The sequence below is a fragment of the Mesorhizobium sp. WSM4884 genome (genome assembly GCF_029625675.1).
GTDB lineage: Bacteria > Pseudomonadota > Alphaproteobacteria > Rhizobiales > Rhizobiaceae > Mesorhizobium.
Genome location: NZ_JARTVO010000008.1, coordinates 69,119 through 86,900 on the forward strand (window position 1 = coordinate 69,119; position 17,782 = coordinate 86,900).

The following is a 17,782-nucleotide window of genomic DNA, read 5'->3' on the forward strand; positions in this document are numbered from 1 at the left end:
GCGGTTTACCGTTTCACGGAAACGCCGAGCCGCTCTATCTCTTTGTTTTGACGCAATTCCGGACGGAAGGCTACGGCGAAGTCGCCGAGCCCGACCGTTACACACTTTTCCTGGAATTGCTTAGGCTGGAGCAGCGTTCAGCCAGCTTTTGCGATCGCCTCGACCAGCCCCGGCAACTCGCCGAGATTTGCGATCTCGCGAAAACGCGGCGCTGCAACGGGCGCCTCGGCATGTTCGACCGCCCAGGTCAATTCGTGCGGCACATGGATGCCCCAGCCGCCGGCCTCGATGGCGGGAACCACGTCGGACCTCAGAGAATTGCCAACCATCATGCTGTTCTGCGGACCGTCACCATGGCGGCTGAAGATGCGGGCATAGGTGTCGGCGCTTTTGTCGCTGACGATCTCGACGGCATCGAAGAGATCGCCCATTCCCGACTGCGCAAGCTTACGCTCCTGGTCGAGAAGATCGCCCTTGGTGATCAGCACCACGCGATAGGCACCGGCGAGCCTTTCGACCGTCTCACGCGCATGCGGCAGCGGCTCGATCGGGTGACTGAGCATGTCCCGGCCGGCGGCCAGTATTTCGGCAATTGTCGAGGCTGGAACTCGACCTTTGGTAACCTCGATCGCCGTTTCTATCATCGACAGCGTGAAACTCTTTATGCCGAAGCCATAGAGGCCGAGATTGCGCCTTGCGGCTTCAAGCAAGCTTGCCGAGACCTGGCCTGCCTCGCCGTGTTCGGCAAGCATCGCGACAAAGCGCTGCTCGGTCATGCGGAAGAACTGCTCGTTCTGCCACAGCGTGTCGTCGGCATCGAAGCCGATCGTCGTCAAATGGGGGACGGACATAAGTGGACACCGTTCCTTGCAAGCGGGTGGTGTAGACGTTGTTGCACCGCGCCGCCAGTCTGAAGATGGTTACCCGCCCGAGGCGATTTAATGCACGTCGCCCAAAGCTGCGCAGCGGTTTTGGGCGAACGACATACATAAAAACAAGAGTTTGACGCGCGTCGCTCGAATCCGTTTCGACGCGACGCGCTTTGGCGGCCTCCCCTTCCCTTCCCCGGTGACGCCCGGCTATACTTCGAAATCCGCAACACAATCTGGTGAATGATGCCGCCTGAAAAAAAGGAAGTCCGTCCGTCGAGCCGGGGGGGACGCGCCCGCACGCCTGCCTTCCTGAAAAACGAACGCGGTGTGAAGAATTGGAAAGAAGCCAGCGCCTGGCTGGAATGGCGCGGCATCGAGGACATCGAATGCATCACGCCGGACCAGGCCGGCGTCGCCCGCGGCAAGATGATGCCGTCGAAGAAATTCACCTCCAACACTTCGCTGGCGCTGCCTTCGGCGGTGTTCATGACGACGATTTCCGGCGGCTACCCGGAAGACGGCAACGGCTTCCACTATCCGGAGGATGACGGCGACCTGAAGCTGCTTCCCGATCTGTCGACGCTGACCGCGGTGCCTTGGGAAGAGGATCCGACCGCGGCGGTGATCTGCGACCTCGTCCACCAGGATGGCCGGTCCGTCGAGTTCACGCCGCGCAATGTGCTGAAGCGCGTGCTGGCCGCCTATGACGACCGTGGCCTGAGGCCGGTGGTGGCGCCCGAGATCGAGTTCTACCTGGTGCGCAAGAACCCCGACCCGGACTATCCGCTGACGCCGCCCGTCGGGCGCTCGGGTAGGCCGATCGGCGGCGGCGCCGGCTACTCGATCGCCGGCGTCAACGAGTTCGACGAGCTGATCGACGACATCTATCATTTCTCCGAGCGGCAGGGCCTGGAGATCGACACGTTGATCCACGAGGAAGGCGCCGGCCAGCTCGAGATCAACCTGCGCCACGGCAACCCGATCGAACTCGCCGACCAGGTCTTCATGTTCAAGCGCACGATCCGCGAGGCGGCGCTGAAGCACGAGATCTACGCCACTTTCATGGCCAAGCCGATCCAGGGGCAGCCGGGCTCGGCGATGCACATCCATCAGTCGGTGGTCGACAAGAAGACCGGCAGAAACATCTTCTCGACCGAGGACGGTTCCGAGACAGACGCGTTCTTCCATTTCATCGGCGGCATGCAGAAGCATGTGCCGAACGCGCTGGTGATGTTCGCGCCTTACGTCAATTCCTACCGCCGGCTGACGCAGGCGGCCTCCGCGCCGGTCAACACCAAGTGGGGCTACGACAACCGCACGACGGCCTTCCGCGTGCCGCGATCCGACCCCGGGGCGCGGCGCGTCGAAAACCGCATCCCGTCGTCCGATGCCAATCCCTATCTGGCGCTCGCCGCCTCGCTTGCCTGCGGGCTGATCGGCATGACGCACAAGGAAAAGGCGTCGGCGCCGGTGCTCACCACCGCCAACGAGGATGAGATCGACCTGCCGCGCAACCTTCTCGAGGCCGTCGACCTGTTCGAAAGCGACAAGGAACTCGGCGCCATCCTCGGAAAATCCTTCGCCGCAACCTACGCGGCGATCAAGCGGGCGGAATTCGAGACCTTCATGGAAGTGATCAGCCCGTGGGAGCGGGAGTATCTGCTGCTGAATGTTTAGGGAGTAAGGCAATAGGGCAGTAAGGCAGTAGGGATGGCAGCAAAGATCGAGTCGTACCGGGAGTTGGTCGTTTGGCAGCAGGCCATGGACCTAGCAACCTCGACATATGAAGCGACAAAATCCTGGCCCAAGGAGGAACTCTATGGGCTGACCGCTCAGACACGACGAGCTGCGACTTCCGTCCCCGCGAATCTCGCTGAAGCCTACGGCAGAGAGAGCCGTGCCACCTACCAGCAATTTCTCCGGATTGCCCAAGGATCACCGAAGGAGTTGGAGACCCATCTTCTCATCGCTCAACGAATTGGGATCGTCGCTTCCGAAACTGTCGAATCGTTGATGACACGCACCGAAAGCGTAGGGAAGCTGTTACGTCTTCTCATCCGCAAGCTGTCGAACGACTAGCCCTACTGCCCTACTGCCCTACTGCCCTACTGCCCTACTGCCCTACTGCCCTACTGCCCTACTGCCCTACTGCCCTACTGTCCTACTGCCAATCGAACTATGGCCTACCAATCTCCCATTTCCCCCGGCCGCTCCTGGTATGAGGACACGGTCGGAACCCGCCCCGAATATCCGGCTCTGGACGGCGACCGGACTTGCGATGTCGTCATAATCGGCGGCGGCTTCACCGGTCTTTCGGCGGCGGCACATCTGGCGAAGGCCGGCATGAATGTCGCGCTGATCGATGCGTACCGTTTCGGCGACGGCGCGTCGGGGCGCAATGGCGGTCAGCTCGGCACCGGCCAGCGCGCTTGGGCGGAAGAACTTGAAGCCGAATACGGCCTCTCGCGCGCCAAGGCGCTGTTCGATCTCGCGGAAGAAGCCAAGGCGCATCTGCTGGATTTCGCCGCCGCCAACGAAATCGAGATCGACTACATGCCGGGCCAATTGTCGGTTGCGCACAAGCGACGCTATGTCGACGACTACAAGCGCCATGCCGAGATCATGGCGAGCCGCTTCGGCTATCCGCACATCGCCTTCATGGGCGCCGGCGAGACGGCGGAACGGCTGGGCTCGACGCGCTATTTCGGCGGCACCCGCGACACCGGCACCGGGCACATCCACCCGTTGAAGCTGGTGATCGGCACGGCAAGGGTGGCTGCCGCGGCCGGCGCACACCTGTTCGAGCGGACGCCTTCGACCGGCATCGCCTGCGGCGGCGGCAAGGTGAAGGTAACGACGCCGAAGGGCACGATATCGGCCGAGAAATGCCTGATCGCGGTCAACGCCTATGGCGGCAATCTGGAGCCGGTGAGCGCGTCCCACATCATGCCGATCGGCTCCTTCATCGGCGCGACCGTACCGCTCGGAACACAATCCAAGGTGCTGCCGGGAGGCGAGTCGGTGGACGACTCCCGCTTCGTCGTGCGCTACTTCCGCAAGTCGAGGGACGGGCGGCTTTTGTTCGGCGGCCGCGAAGTCTATGCCGTCAACGATCCAAAGGACATCCATATCCACATCCGCCGGCAGATCGCCGAGCTCTACCCAGCGCTGAAGGACGTCGAGATCACGCATGGCTGGGGCGGCTATGTCGGCATCACCATGCCGAGGAAACCCTTCGTGCGCGAGGTGATGCCGAACGTGATCTCGATGGGCGGTTATTCCGGCCATGGCGTCATGCTGGCCAACTTCTTCGGCAAGCTCTATGCCGAGACGGTCGCCGGCAATCGCGATCGGCTGAAGCTTATCGAGGATCTGAAGATTCCCGCCTTCCCGGGCGGTCGTCGTTTCCGCGCGCCGCTGTTGTTTCTGGCGCTCAACTGGTTCGCGCTGCGCGACAGGATCTGAAGCGGGACGCTGCGGAAGCTGTTGATTCGACAAGTCCGCTTCCCTTACGGCACGTTGCAGAATCCTTAACGAACGCACAGAATTTCGCAAAAAGGCGCAGTGATGCCATAATCGGCGGTAAAGGATGCCGGTTCTGGGCGATAAAACGGGGATTTGCGCGGGCCTGCCCGCTGAAATTTCGGGACCGATGCCGTTCAGCCGCGAACTTCTTGCGGCAAGATCGAAAGAACGTCGGCCCGGTTGTTGGAGGTGGTCTAAGTGAACGTGCCCTTCAGTTTCGGTGCACCGGAACGACGGCGCTTTGCAGTGCAGTTCGGTTACGACATGCGGCCCTCGTTCTGGCAGGGACTGCGGTCGAACGCGCATCTTGTGATAGCGGCTGTCGGTACTGCGGCGCTACTCGGTGTGGCGGCGGTAGCGCTTTGGCTGGCCCTGCCGGCCAACGAGCGGCAGGCGAGCGCTGAGCAAAGCGTGCCTGCAATCCCGGTCAAGACGACGAAAATCGCCCCGGCCGCCGCAAGCGCAGTCAGCGTCGCCGCCGCGCCGCAAGCCGCGCGCAAGGCCGACGCGGTTTCGTCGGTCACCGCCGCTCGCGAAGCCGCCATCCCGGCGCTGGCAGCCAACAGCCCGCGCTGGACCGGCGCGGGAGCCGAGCCAGCATCGGCCGGGGCTGCGCCCGCTTCACCCCCTCCGGCTGCCAAGCCGCCGGCGGAGCAGAAGCCGACCGTTGCCGCCTTCGCCGATTCCGTTGCCGAGACCGATGCCTCGACGGCCCTGTCGAAAGTTGCGGCGGCTGAGCAATCGGTGGATGAAAAGCAGCCGGACGACAAGATGGATGGCGCCCAGACAGCAGCTATCCCCGACGCAAAGCCACAGGTTCCAGAGGCTCAGCCGGCCGGCGACGAAAATGACGCCGCGACAAAGCCAAACGAGCAGAAAGTCAGCGCTGCCGCCAATGGACGCATCCTTAGGGCAGTCACCATGCGCACCGGCCCGAAGAAAGGCGCCGCCGCAATCGTCACGGTGCCGGCAAAGGCATCGGTGCAGGTGGTGAGCTGCAAGAAATGGTGCGAGATCGTCTATAACGGCAAGCGCGGCTGGATCTACAAGACCTACGTCAAGACCGGCGCCTGATCCGCCTTCAAAGTGTCTGTTTTTAGCGATTCCGGACGAAGACCGTTGCGCGCTTTCCCTGGAATTGCTCCGGCTGAAGCCGGCCGGAACGCCAAAGCCCTGTCGCGCTGGGGCGGATCAGATGCAGCGCCCACCATCGACTTCCAGCGCCACGCCGGTAATGAAGGCGGCTTCGTCCGAAGCAAGCCAGAGTGCCGCGTTGGCGATGTCGAGCGGCGTCGAGAGCCGGCCGAGCGGGATCGTGGCGCGGAATTTTTCGCGGATCTCCGGCGTATCGGCGCCCATGAACTTCTCCAGCATGCCGGTCTCGCCGGCGACCGGGCAAAGGCAGTTGACGCGGATATTCTTCGGGGCGAGTTCGACCGCCATCGACTTGGTGGCGGTGATCGCCCAGCCCTTGGAGGCATTGTACCAGGTGAGGCCCGGCCGCGGCCTGATGCCGGCCGTCGAGGCCGTGGTCAGAATGACGCCGCCGCCCTGCCGATCCATGATCGGCACGACGGCAAGGGCGGCATGGTAGATCGCCTTCATGTTGACGGCTGTGATCAGGTCGAAGGTTTCCTCGTCGACGCCGAGCATGTCGCCGTTGCGATGGGTGTAGCCGGCGTTGTTGACCATGATGTCGACGCGGCCGAAAGCGCTCTTGGCGGCATAGACCATCTCGTCGAATTCGGAGCGTAGCGAGACGTCGGTCTGGGTCCAGATCGCGCTGTCGCCGATTTCCTCCGCGACGCGCTCGGCGCCCTTGGCGTTGAGGTCGGCGACGACGACGCGCGCGCCCTCCTCGGCGAAGCGCTTCGCCATGCCCTTGCCGAAGCCCGACGCCGCGCCGGTGATGATGGCAACCTTGTTTTCCAGACGCATGGTTTTCCCCATCATTGCAGTCATCCCGTCTTTGAGGGGTGTCCGCCGCCATTCTCCCTTAGCTTTCGTCACATTCACGATCTATGTTGCAGGCGCGAACGCTTCCGGAAAGCCATTGTTTGCCGACAAGCCTGCCGGTAGCGCCAGTGTCAAGGCCACATCTGGGCCCAATCAATGGCAAGCGATTGGTCCTAGATGTGACACCATGGCACTGGACGATTTAAATCGATTAGAATATATCAGCCCCGCTACCGGCGACCGGCATCAAATCGGACTGACCATGACCAGCCAGATCATCCCCGTCGACCCTTTCGACTTCATCATTTTCGGCGGCACCGGCGACCTGTCGGAACGCAAGCTTCTGCCTTCGCTCTACTATCGCCAGTGCGACCATCAGTTCTCCGAGCCGACGCGCATCATCGGCACGTCACGCGCGAAGATGACCGATGCCGAATTCCAGACCTTCGCCAAGCAGGCGATATCGCGGCATGTGAAGCCGGCTGATATCGACGCCAAGGAACTGGATCGGTTTCTTGCTCGCCTTTCCTACGTTTCGGCCGATGCGACCAGTGGCGTGGGTTTCGACAAGCTCAAGAAGGCCGTCGGCGACAGCGACCGCATCCGCGCCTTTTACCTCGCGGTGGCGCCGGCGCTGTTCGGCGACATCTCGCACCAGCTCCAAGAGCATAAGCTGATCACGCCGAACTCGCGCATCGTGCTGGAGAAGCCGATCGGGCGGGACCTCATCTCGGCGCGGGCCCTCAACGACGCGGTGGGCGACGATTTCCACGAAAGCCAGATCTTCCGCATCGATCACTATCTCGGCAAAGAAACGGTACAGAACCTGATGGCGCTGCGCTTTGCCAATGCGCTCTACGAGCCGTTGTGGAACTCCGCCCATATCGATCACGTGCAGATCACCGTGGCCGAGACGGTCGGGCTGGAGGACCGCGTCACCTACTACGACAAGGCAGGCGCGCTGCGCGACATGGTGCAGAACCACATCCTGCAGCTGCTTTGCCTGGTCGCCATGGAAACTCCGTCGTCGATGGACGCGGACGCCGTGCGCGACGAGAAGCTGAAGGTGCTGAGGGCATTGAAGCGCATCAACGGCAACGAGGCGCCGAAGCAAACCGTGCGCGGCCAATATCGCGCCGGCGCCTCCGCCGGTGGGCCCGTCAAAGGCTATGTCGAGGAGCTCGGCAAGGACAGCAACACAGAGACCTTCGTTGCCGTGAAGGCCGAGATCGGCAACTGGCGCTGGGCCGGCGTTCCCTTCTATCTCAGGACCGGCAAGCGTCTGGCGACCCGCGTTTCGGAAATCGTCATCGAGTTCAAGCCGATCCCTTATTCCATCTTCGGCGACAGCGCCGGGCCGATCTTCCCCAACCAGCTGGTCATCCGCTTGCAGCCGGACGAAGGCGTCAAGCAGTATATCATGATCAAGGATCCCGGGCCTGGCGGCATGCGGCTGCGCCAGATATCGCTCGACATGAGTTTCGCACAGTCGTTCCAGGGCCGGGCGCCGGACGCCTATGAGCGGTTGATCATGGATGTGGTGCGCGGCAACCAGACGTTGTTCATGCGCCGCGACGAGGTCGAGGCGGCCTGGAAGTGGATCGATCCGATCCAGAACGCCTGGGAAAGCGCCCGGCAGGAAGCGCAGGGCTATACGGCCGGCACCTGGGGGCCATCGGCCTCCATCGCGCTGATCGAACGTGACGGACGGACATGGCACGAGAGCAACTGAGCCAGCCTGCCTATAACTGGGACGGCTTCGCCGACCGGCAGCAGCTGGCGGCCGCCCTTGCCGGCAACGTCGCGGCCCGGTTGACCAAAGCGATTGCCGAGCGCGGCACGGCGCTGCTCGCCGTATCCGGCGGCACGACGCCGGCAAGGTTCTTCGCCGCCCTCTCCTCGATCCCGATCGCCTGGGACAAGGTCACGGTGACGCTGGTCGACGAGCGTTTCGTGCCGCCCTCCTCGCCGCGCTCGAATGCCGGGCTGGTGGCTGCCAACCTGCTCCAGAACAAGGCCGCAGCCGCGCATTTCGTGCCCCTTTACCATGAAGCGGCGAGCATCGAGGACGCAGCCGCCTCGGACAGCGAGGCCCTGCAATCATTGGCATGGCCGCTCGACGTCGTGGTGCTCGGCATGGGCGGCGACGGCCACACGGCCTCCTTCTTTCCCGATGCGGACAATCTCGCTGAATTGCTCGACCCGTCGTCGCAGCGGATCGTGCTGCCGGTGCAGGCACCGAGCGCAGGCGAGCCGCGGCTGACGCTTTCGATGGCGCGGATCGTTGCCGCCGGCTTCATCGCGCTCCACATCGAGGGAGAGGACAAGCGAACGGCCTTCGACGGCGCGATGGGAGCGGGCGTGAAAAAGCCCATCCGCGAAGTGCTCGAGGCGGCGCCAATACCGGTAGAGGTGTTCTGGGCACCCTGATTTCACGAAGAGGCAGCCCCGGAGGCTGTGGGAGGACGTTTCCGGGGCTCGAAAGGACCAGTCATGACAGCCAGACGCGATATCGAAACCATCACGGAACGCATCCGCCAACGCTCGAAAGCCGGCCGCGAGGCCTATCTCGGCCGCATCGCGGAGGCATCCGGCCGCGCCGCCAACCGGGCGGTGCTGTCCTGCGGCAACCTCGCTCACGGCTTTGCCGTCTGCAGCCCGTCGGAGAAAGTCGCGCTCGGCGGCGACCGCGTGCCCAACCTTGGCATCATCACCTCCTACAACGACATGCTGTCGGCGCATCAGCCCTTCGAAACGTTTCCGGCGCTGATCAAGGAAGCGGCACGTGAGGCCGGCGGCATCGCCCAGGTCGCCGGCGGCGTGCCGGCGATGTGCGACGGCGTCACGCAAGGCCAGCCGGGCATGGAACTGTCGCTGTTCTCGCGCGACGTGATCGCCATGGCGGCGGCGATCGGCCTCTCGCACAACATGTTCGATGCCGCCGTCTTCCTCGGCGTCTGCGACAAGATCGTGCCCGGGCTGGTGATCGCGGCGCTCACCTTCGGGCACCTGCCGGCCGTCTTCATCCCGGCCGGACCGATGACGTCGGGCTTGCCGAACGACGAGAAGGCCAAGGTCCGCCAGCTCTATGCAGAGGGCAAGGCAGGCCGCGCCGAACTGCTCGAGGCGGAGTCCAAATCCTATCACGGGCCGGGCACCTGCACCTTCTACGGCACCGCCAATTCCAACCAGATGCTGATGGAGATCATGGGCCTGCACATGCCCGGCGCCTCCTTCGTCAATCCGGGCACGCCGTTGCGCGACGCGCTGACCAAGGAGGCGGCGAAGCGCGCGCTGGCGATCACCGCGCTCGGCAATGCCTATACGCCGGTCGGTCGCATGATCGACGAGCGCTCGATCGTCAATGGCGTGGTCGGCCTGCACGCGACCGGCGGCTCGACCAACCACACCATCCATCTGATCGCGATGGCCGCGGCAGCCGGCATCGCGCTGACCTGGCAGGATATCTCCGACTTGTCGGAAGCGGTGCCGCTGCTAGCCCGCGTCTACCCCAATGGACTTGCCGACGTGAACCATTTCCACGCCGCGGGCGGGCTCGGCTTCCTGATCCGCGAGCTGCTCGATGAAGGCATCCTGCATGAGGACGTGCAGACCGTCTGGGGCGAAGGCCTGCGGCCCTATGCGGTCGAGGCGAAGCTCGGCGCCGATGGAAGCGTCGCGCGCGAGGCGGCACCGCTCAAGAGCGGCGACGAGAAGGTGCTGGCGCCGTTCAAGAAAGCGTTCCAGCCGACCGGCGGACTGAAGGTGCTTGCCGGCAATCTCGGCCATGCCGTCATCAAGACCTCGGCCGTCAAGCCCGAGCGCCGCATCATCGAGGCGCCGGCCAAGGTGTTCGACAGCCAGCAGGGGTTGAACGATGCCTTCAAGGCCGGCACGCTCACCGGCGACTTCGTCGCCGTCATCCGCTTCCAGGGACCGAAGGCCAACGGCATGCCGGAGCTGCACAAGCTGACCACCGTGCTCGGCGTCCTGCAGGACCGCGGCCAGCGCGTCGCGCTGGTGACGGACGGGCGCATGTCGGGCGCCTCCGGCAAGGTGCCGGCGGCGATCCATGTGACGCCGGAAGCGGTCGAGGACGGACCGATCGCCAGGATACACGACGGCGACATCATCCGGCTCGACGCCGATGCCGGCACGCTGGAAGTGCTGATGCCGGGGACGGAACTCGCGCTGCGCCGCACGGCCGATGCCGACCTCATCGGCAACGAATTCGGCTTCGGCCGAGAGCTGTTCGCCGGCTTCCGGCAGCTGGTCGGCCGTGCCGACCACGGCGCCGCCGCCTTCGCAAACGCCTGACGGCTTCCCTAAGCGCTCAAAAAGGGCGGTTCAAAGCCGCCCTTTTTCTTTGGTCACGGACCGCGATGTCTATTGAACGGTGACCTCAGTCCGCTCGCCGGCCTTGATCGTCACCGGCACTTCCTTCTCCTGGCCTTCAGCCGACATGTGCCGAACGACGACATAGTCGCCGGCAGGAACTGTCTGCTGCCAGCTGTCGCCATAGCTCAAGCCCAGCGACTTGCGCTTGCCCTCGATGTCCTTCTTCAACGACAGTATCTCGATCGAATAGGCGCCGGGCGCCGACATCGCCAGCACGCCGGCATCCAGCGTGACTTTGATGTCCTGGTTGTCGCCGGCCTTGATGCTGAAGGGCTGTTCCGAGACGGCAAGATCGAGCGTGGTGATGGCGACATAATCGTCCGGCGGCAACCAGAACTTGCTGTCGGCGCCATAAGAGTGCTCGACACTCTCGCGACTGCCATCGATCTTCTTCTTCGCCTTGACGATCTCGAAGCCGATGCCGGAATTGTCGGCCTTGTCGCCGCCGGCGGTGTAGAAGGCGTTGAGCACGGCGTGGCCGACGCCGACGACGACGTCCTTCTCGACGGTCTGCCCGGCGGCAAGCTGGACGGTCTCGATCGCGCTGCCGGCGCCGATCTGCACCGTCACCTTCTGCTCACCCGCCGGCACGGTCGCCTTGGCGTCGCCATAGTGGGTGGTGCTGCCGCCCGGATAGGCGAAGTCAACGCGCGCCTCGCCGCTGATCTCCGAGCCCTGGCTCGCATGCGGATGGATGACCAAGGTGCCGCCGTTCAGCGTGAACAGCGGCTTGTAGACCTGACCGGCCTCTATTTTGATCTTCTGCTCGCTCCTTGCCTCGTCGTCGCGGCCGACGACGATGTAGTCGCCCGGCTCGAGGTTGGTCTTGAGCTCACCATACTCGGTCATGACCTGATCGCCGCGCGAGCCATCGGCCGCGGCTTTGTAAATCTCCCAGGCATTGCCATCGGTGATCGGATCGCCGCCCTCGGCCATGACCACGCTCGGCATGAAATTGAATTCAGGCTTGGCGGGTTCGGGCGCTGGCGCCGGTGCGGGAGCCGGGGTGGGCTCTGGCGCGGGAGCCGGCGCCGCGACGGTTTCGACGAGCGCCTCTTGCAGCGCCTTCTCGTCGGAGGCCTGGATGTATTTACCGCCGGTATTTTCGGCGAGGCAGGCGATCTGCTTGCCCTCGTCGGCGGTCAGGCCGAAGCCGACCACGTCGGCGGTGAAGTCGACGCCGGTTTCCTTCAGTTCCTTGCCGAGCGCGCAAGGATCGCCGCCGCAGGTCTCCAGCCCATCGGTGATGAGGACGACGGTGGCCTTGTCCTCGGTGTATTTCAGCGCCTGGGCCGCCTGCTTGACGGCCGCCGTCAGCGGCGTCTTGCCGAGGAATTTCATGCTGTCGGCGGCAGCCGAAATCGCGCTCGCCGAACCCGCCTGCGGCGGCACGATCAGCTCGATATCCTCGCAACTGCCCTTGGCGCGATGGCCATAGGCCATGAAGCCGATCTCGTCGTCGGCAGGCACCGACTGCAGCACCGTCCGCAGCGATTCGCGCGCGATCTCGAGCTTCGGCTTGCCGTCGATCTGGGCCCACATGGAGCCGGATGCGTCGAGAATGATGATGACCTTGTTGGCGGCAAAGCCAAACGTGGTCGTCGACAAAAGGAGGATCGCCGCAGCGACGCTCCGTGCCAGTCCCGCCATGAAAATCTCCTGAGTGAGCCCCCTGTCCGCGCCGGGAAAGCTATTTGAGGCGGGCGTTGGAGACAAGTCCAATGGCCGGCGAAGCCGCTCAGTAGGTGGTGCGGCGCTCTTCCGAGGGCGGACGGCCGAATTGCAGCCGGTAGCTCTGCGCGAAATAGGAATGCGAGGTGAAGCCGGTGGCGATCGCCACGTCGAGGATCGGCATGTTGGTCTGGCGCAGCAATTCGCGCGCCCGCTCGAGCCTGAGCCGCATGTAATAGCGGCCGGGCGTCACATTGAGGTGGCGCAGGAACAGGCGCTCGACCTGGCGCACCGAAAGCCCCGCCGACTTGGCGAGCTGAACCGCCGACAAAGGCTCGTCGAGATGGTCGGCCATCAGTTCGACGATGCGTCTCAGCTTTTCCGACTTGCCGGTGAGATCGCGCTCGGGGCCGACGCGCTGTCGGTCGCCAGCCGAGCGGATGCGCTCGTGCTGGAACTGGTTGGCGACGCCATTGGCAAGATTGGAGCCGAAATCGCCGCGCACGATCTCCAGCATCAGGTCGATCGAGGTGGTGCCGCCGGCGCAAGTGTAGCGCTTGCGGTCAATCTCGAAGACGTTGCCGGTGCAGTTGATGTCCGGGAAGCGCTCCATGAAGCCGGCGCGGTTCTCCCAGTGGATGGTGCAGCGATAGCCGTCGAGCTGCCCGGCCTCGGCGAGCAAGTAGGAGCCGACCGACAGCGCGCCGAGCGCGTTGCCGCGGCGGCCCCAGCTGCGCAGCGCCGCCAGCACCTTGCTCTTGCCGGGAAATTCGGTGGTCAGCCCGACCGACACGAACAGGATGTCGACCGGCGGCATGTCGGCGACGGAATAGTCGATCTTCAGCGGCAGGCCGTTGGAGGCCATGACCGCGTCGCCATCCGCCGATATCGTCGTCCAACCGTAAAAATCGCGGCCGAGCAGGCGGTTGGCCGAGCGGAAACAGTCGATCGCCGCGGCCAGCGAGAACATCGAGAACTTGTCGACCAGCAGAAAGCCGAACTGCCGCCCCCCCTGAACGGGATCGTTCGTGACCGGCCGTTCCACAGGGGCGATTAAGTTCGGCAAGGATCAGGCTTTCCGATCAGAAGGACGGCCGCTTCAACCCAGCCGCGAGGTAGGCGGAAGCTACAGTGTTGGCCATCAGCATGGCAATGGTCATCGGTCCGACGCCGCCGGGGACCGGCGTGATGGCGCCGGCGACCTTGGCCGCATCGGCATAGGCGACGTCGCCGACCAGCCGCGACTTGCCCTCACCCTTTTCCGGAGCGGGGATGCGGTTGATGCCGACATCGATGACCGTGGCGCCGGGCTTCACCCAATCGCCCTTGACCATTTCCGGACGGCCGACGGCGGCGACCAGGATGTCGGCGGTACGAGCGAGTGCCGGCAGGTCCCTGGTGCGGCTATGGGCAATGGTGACGGTGCAGTTGGCGGCGAGCAGCAGATTGGCCATCGGCTTGCCGACGATGTTGGAGCGGCCGACGACCACGGCGTTGAGGCCGGAAAGGTCCTTGCCGCGCACGCGCTCGATCAACAGCATCGAGCCAGCCGGCGTGCAGGGCACGAAGGCGGTCTCCAGTTCGCCAGTGCCGAGCTTGCCGACATTGATGAAATGGAAGCCGTCGACATCCTTTTCCGGCGCGATCGTCTGGATGACCTTGCCGGCGTCGATGTGGCCAGGCAGCGGCAGCTGCACCAGGATGCCGTGGATCGACGGATCGGCGTTGAGGTCGCCGATGATCTTGAGTAGTTGAGCCTCGGTGGTCTCGGCCGGCAGCGTGTGCTGGAGCGAATGGAAGCCGCATTCCTTGGCCGTGCGCGATTTCGAGGCGACATAAACCTGGCTCGCCGGATCCTCGCCGACGATCACCACCGCCAGGCCGGGCCTGGTCGCACCCTTGGCCGACAGCTCGACGGTCAGTGCCTTGACCTTCTGAACCACGTCTTCGGCGACACTCTTTCCGTCGATCACTTCGGCCATCATTCACCCTCAACACGTTCCGCGGCCGCGCTCACGCGCAGCCTGATCCTCGATCCAGCATCGTGATCCGCCAGCGCTAGGCGCGGGCGGTCGAATGCCGCGCGGCATTTTCACGAAAATTCGACAGCGCAATCCCGTCAAAACGTCGTCGGATGCCGTAAACCCGAAACCGGCTGCTTTTATCGAAGCCAGCTTTTATCGAAGGCAGCTTCTATCGAAGACCGGGCGTTTTAGAAATAGCGGCGGCGGGAGCGGCTTTCGGTCAGGTCGCGCACCGCCTCGCGGAACTCGCGCAGGCTGGCGCGGATCTCGTCGATCTGGCCCTGCTGATCGGCTGGGGAGTGCGCTCTTCGGCGACTGGCGATTGTTGGAAAGGCGTCGACGACGAGGCGTAGACATCCTCGGAGGGTCCCGCCGACAGCGTATAGTCCGGCTGACGGGAATAGGCACGGCATTACGCAGGCGGCGCCTCGAAGCCGCGCTCCGACAGCGGCGCGTTGCGGGCGTGCGCAGGTTGGTCCAAGCCGGCCACCGCCGGTTTCCTGTTCCCCGGCGTGATTTCGCTGCCGGTCCTCGCCGCCGCCTCCTACGGCGTCTACCTGATCTTCTTCGCCGGCACGGTGGCGCTGCCGGTCTTTGCCGCGGTCGTCTTCGCCGAAGCGCTCTTGTGGCGGCCGGTGGAGGTGGTGCTGATTGTCAACAACGGCCTCGGCAAGTTCGGCCGCGCCGCGGTGCTGGCGATCCTGGCGACGGCGCTGCAGGCTGCCGGCGCGGTTCTGTTCATGCTCGGCGCGCAGCGCACCATCGGCGTCTGGTCGTGGTTCTATATCGACGCCAATGCCGTTTCCCGACCCGCAGTCCCAACTGATCTGGCCGATCGATCTCCTTGAGACTGGACTTTTCCCTAACCGCGCGAGCGTTTAAGGAGAGCCGTCTTGCGGAGGTTCTCATGACGATCAGGCTCGTTCTCGCCGGTTGCGGCAATATGGGTTACGCCATGCTCTCGGGCTGGCTGAAGTCCGGCAAGCTCGAGCCGTCGACGGTGTTCGTGGTCGAGCCCAAAGCAGAATTGCGCAAGCGCGCCGAGGCACTGGGCTGCGGTGCCGCCGCCGACGCCTCAGCCATTCCGGCCGATGCCGTGCCCGACCTCGTCGTCATCGCTGTGAAACCGCAGGTGATCCGCGACGTGACGGCGAGCTACAAGCGCTTCGGCGACGGCAGGACCACATTCGTCAGCATCGCCGCCGGCACGCCGGTCGCCACCTTCGAGGAGATCCTCGGCGACCTCGCGCCGATTGTCCGCTGCATGCCCAACACCCCGGCGGCGATCGGCAAGGGTATGATGGTGGTGTTTTCCAACCCGATGGTTTTGGACGACGTCAGACGCTTCGTCGCCGAGTTGCTCTCGGCCAGCGGTGTCGTGACGACGATCGACGACGAGAGCCTCATGGACGCGGTGACCGCGGTCTCCGGTTCCGGCCCGGCCTATATTTTCCATTTCATCGAGGCGCTGACGGTTGCCGCCGAGAAGGCCGGCCTGCCGACCGAAATCGCCAAGCTGCTCGCTATGCAGACCGTCTATGGCGCCGCCTCGCTTGCCGCCGAAAGCGACGAAGAACCGGGCGTCCTGCGCCAACAGGTGACCAGCCCCAACGGCACGACAGCCGCGGCACTTGCCGTGCTGATGGGCGAAGACCGGCTGACGAAGCTTTTGACCGACGCTGTCGAAGCGGCGCGGCTCAGGTCGATAGAGCTGGGGAAATAGCACTCACGCCGTACAGCATCTCGTCCTGCAGCTTGCGCAGGGCATAAAGCCTGGTCGTCTTGTCTGGGGCGGCATTGTCGCTGGTCAGCAGCTCGCCCTTCCCGACCGGCTTCAGCACCTTGCCGCCTTCGAGCAGCCCGACGGGCACGGCGCGGCTGGCGCGCGCCTCGGCGGTGGTCATCGTCCAGGAGCGGTAGCAGGTCTCGCCGATGGCATCGAAGGTCTCGCCTGCGGCGAGATCGCGCTTGGCGACCGCGCAGACCTCGGCCACCGGCCTTGGCAGCGGCACCATGTCCGGCTTGCCGTAAAGCATGATGCGGGCCGCGGTCAGCGGCACCTCCAGCGAGGTCAGGTGGTAGGGTCTGAAGAAGCTGTAGTAAGGGCCGTGGCCGACATGGAGATCGTCCATACGCTCGATGACGCGCGGATGCGTCGCCTCGACGATGACGAAGACGCCTGGCGCCACGCCCTTGCCGATCGTGTAGTCGACGACGCCCTTTTTCGACAGGATGCCGCCGTCCTCACGCGGGACGAGCACCTCGGCGAGCTGGTCGCGATCGGCCTTGGGGCCATGCATGCCCGGAACGTCGGGCACAAGGCCGGTGGCATTAGCGATGGCGCACATCTCGACCATGGTCTTCGAACCGTCGACGAACTCGACCAGCATGCGCGGGTTCATGTTCCGGCGCAGCGCCTCTTCCCGGTAGTCGTCGGGAACGGCGTCGTGGTTGAGCGGGTTGTTCTTGCCCTTGCCGGCCGAGACGATGGTGTAGCCGAGCGCCGAGGCGAACTCGATCAGCTCCATGCAGCTCGACGGCTCGTCGCCGGCGCCGACCGAATAGACGACACCCAGCCGGTCGGCCTGCTGCTTCAGATAGCAGCCGATGGTGACGTCGGCCTCAACATTCATCATCACCAGATGCTTGCCATGCTCCATGGCCATCAGGTCGAAATCGGCGGCGACGCCGGGTTTTCCCGTGGCATCGATGACGACATCGATCAGCGGATTGGTGACCAGCATCTCGTTCGAGGTGATGGCGATCCTGCCGCTCTCGACCGCCCGGCTGACCTTGGAGGCGGTATCGGCTTCGGCGGCCATCGCATCGTCGCCATAGGCGATGCGAATCGCGTCACGGGCCGTGTGCGGGCGGCGCGTGGAGATGGCCGCTACCGAAATGCCGGGCATCAGCATGCCCTGCGTCACCAGGTCGGTGCCCATCTCGCCGGAGCCGATGACGCCGATGCGCACGGGACGGCCCTCGGCGGCGCGCCGGGCGAGATCGCGGGCAAGCCCGGTCAGGGCGACATTTGTCATACAAGAACGTCCATGCTTTGCTTCAGCCCGCAATACAGGGAACGATCCCCGTTTGCCAACAAAACCAGCCGGTCATGGCAATTTCCGGTGCGCGCCGCGCACAACCCGAGCAGTTTTTTCGCAGCGGATTCGCGGCCTTCGCGATATGCTCGAGTCTTGGAAAGGCCCGATTTTCCGAGGGAGAAAATGGCCAGGTCGACACCAAACGGTGTTTTTGCCGGCAAGGGGCGCCAGCTGCCGGGCGGCTTTCGCGCGAATCCCTTTGCGGACCCGCAAATGGTTAACAAAACTTATGATT

Annotated in this window: 16 protein-coding genes; 9 read left to right on the forward strand and 7 right to left on the reverse strand. The window is 64.3% G+C overall.

Annotated features, from left to right (window positions below):
• Positions 1 to 137: 137 nt before the first annotated feature.
• Positions 138 to 851 (reverse strand): HAD family hydrolase, encoded by a 714-nt coding sequence (locus P9236_RS14735; protein WP_278075362.1) that lies wholly within the window; start codon positions 849 to 851, stop codon positions 138 to 140.
• A 264-nt stretch (positions 852 to 1,115) separates the two neighbouring features.
• On the opposite strand from P9236_RS14735, the gene P9236_RS14740 reads away from it, so the two are divergent.
• The 4 genes from P9236_RS14740 to P9236_RS14755 all read left to right on the forward strand — a co-directional run bounded on the left by P9236_RS14740 (position 1,116) and on the right by P9236_RS14755 (position 5,471).
• The gene (locus P9236_RS14740) at positions 1,116 to 2,549 is read left to right on the forward strand and encodes a glutamine synthetase family protein (protein ID WP_278075363.1); all 1,434 of its coding nucleotides are present in this window, start codon (positions 1,116 to 1,118) and stop codon (positions 2,547 to 2,549) included.
• Between the two features lie 33 nt (positions 2,550 to 2,582).
• Positions 2,583 to 2,951: a four helix bundle protein gene (locus P9236_RS14745; RefSeq protein WP_278075364.1), complete on the forward strand. Its 369-nt coding sequence runs from the start codon at positions 2,583 to 2,585 to the stop codon at positions 2,949 to 2,951.
• A 99-nt stretch (positions 2,952 to 3,050) separates the two neighbouring features.
• Positions 3,051 to 4,337, forward strand: coding sequence for an FAD-binding oxidoreductase (locus P9236_RS14750; protein WP_278075365.1), 1,287 nt, complete (start codon positions 3,051 to 3,053; stop codon positions 4,335 to 4,337).
• Between the two features lie 258 nt (positions 4,338 to 4,595).
• The gene (locus P9236_RS14755) at positions 4,596 to 5,471 is read left to right on the forward strand and encodes an SH3 domain-containing protein (protein WP_278075366.1); all 876 of its coding nucleotides are present in this window, start codon (positions 4,596 to 4,598) and stop codon (positions 5,469 to 5,471) included.
• Between the two features lie 117 nt (positions 5,472 to 5,588).
• Here the strand turns inward: P9236_RS14755 and P9236_RS14760 are convergent, their stop codons facing one another.
• The gene (locus P9236_RS14760; RefSeq protein WP_278075367.1) at positions 5,589 to 6,335 is read right to left on the reverse strand and encodes an SDR family oxidoreductase; all 747 of its coding nucleotides are present in this window, start codon (positions 6,333 to 6,335) and stop codon (positions 5,589 to 5,591) included.
• 280 nt (positions 6,336 to 6,615) lie between these two features.
• Between P9236_RS14760 and zwf the strand changes: the two genes are divergently transcribed.
• The 3 genes from zwf to edd all read left to right on the forward strand — a co-directional run bounded on the left by zwf (position 6,616) and on the right by edd (position 10,670).
• Positions 6,616 to 8,085 (forward strand): glucose-6-phosphate dehydrogenase, encoded by a 1,470-nt coding sequence (zwf, locus tag P9236_RS14765; RefSeq protein ID WP_278075368.1) that lies wholly within the window; start codon positions 6,616 to 6,618, stop codon positions 8,083 to 8,085.
• Positions 8,067 to 8,783 (forward strand): 6-phosphogluconolactonase, encoded by a 717-nt coding sequence (pgl, locus tag P9236_RS14770; protein ID WP_278075369.1) that lies wholly within the window; start codon positions 8,067 to 8,069, stop codon positions 8,781 to 8,783. Before zwf ends, pgl begins: the two co-directional genes overlap by 19 nt.
• Positions 8,784 to 8,846: 63 nt before the next feature.
• On the forward strand, positions 8,847 to 10,670 hold the full coding sequence (edd, locus tag P9236_RS14775) for a phosphogluconate dehydratase (RefSeq protein ID WP_278075370.1): 1,824 nt from the start codon (positions 8,847 to 8,849) through the stop codon (positions 10,668 to 10,670).
• Positions 10,671 to 10,739: 69 nt separating this feature from the next.
• Here edd and P9236_RS14780 read toward each other — a convergent pair whose 3' ends face one another.
• The 3 genes from P9236_RS14780 to folD form a co-directional block, all read right to left on the reverse strand.
• Positions 10,740 to 12,401 (reverse strand): VWA domain-containing protein, encoded by a 1,662-nt coding sequence (locus P9236_RS14780; RefSeq protein ID WP_278075371.1) that lies wholly within the window; start codon positions 12,399 to 12,401, stop codon positions 10,740 to 10,742.
• Positions 12,402 to 12,489: 88 nt separating this feature from the next.
• Positions 12,490 to 13,488, reverse strand: a complete 999-nt coding sequence (locus P9236_RS14785; protein ID WP_278075372.1) for a GlxA family transcriptional regulator — start codon at positions 13,486 to 13,488, stop codon at positions 12,490 to 12,492.
• 16 nt (positions 13,489 to 13,504) lie between these two features.
• The gene (gene folD, locus P9236_RS14790) at positions 13,505 to 14,404 is read right to left on the reverse strand and encodes a bifunctional methylenetetrahydrofolate dehydrogenase/methenyltetrahydrofolate cyclohydrolase FolD (RefSeq protein ID WP_278075584.1); all 900 of its coding nucleotides are present in this window, start codon (positions 14,402 to 14,404) and stop codon (positions 13,505 to 13,507) included.
• A gap of 497 nt (positions 14,405 to 14,901) precedes the next feature.
• Here folD and P9236_RS14795 point away from each other — a divergent pair, with 497 nt between their 5' ends.
• Positions 14,902 to 15,294 (forward strand): hypothetical protein, encoded by a 393-nt coding sequence (locus P9236_RS14795; protein WP_278075373.1) that lies wholly within the window; start codon positions 14,902 to 14,904, stop codon positions 15,292 to 15,294.
• A gap of 59 nt (positions 15,295 to 15,353) precedes the next feature.
• Positions 15,354 to 16,169 (forward strand): pyrroline-5-carboxylate reductase, encoded by an 816-nt coding sequence (gene proC, locus P9236_RS14800; RefSeq protein WP_278075374.1) that lies wholly within the window; start codon positions 15,354 to 15,356, stop codon positions 16,167 to 16,169.
• On the opposite strand, the gene P9236_RS14805 is transcribed toward proC, so the two are convergent.
• Both P9236_RS14805 and P9236_RS14810 read right to left on the reverse strand, forming a co-directional pair.
• Positions 16,144 to 17,484: an NAD(P)H-dependent oxidoreductase gene (locus P9236_RS14805; RefSeq protein ID WP_278075375.1), complete on the reverse strand. Its 1,341-nt coding sequence runs from the start codon at positions 17,482 to 17,484 to the stop codon at positions 16,144 to 16,146. The two genes, proC and P9236_RS14805, sit on opposite strands and share 26 nt — an antisense overlap.
• Positions 17,481 to 17,708, reverse strand: coding sequence for a hypothetical protein (locus P9236_RS14810; protein WP_278075376.1), 228 nt, complete (start codon positions 17,706 to 17,708; stop codon positions 17,481 to 17,483). The genes P9236_RS14805 and P9236_RS14810 overlap by 4 nt, the downstream gene beginning before the upstream one ends.
• Positions 17,709 to 17,782: the final 74 nt, after the last annotated feature.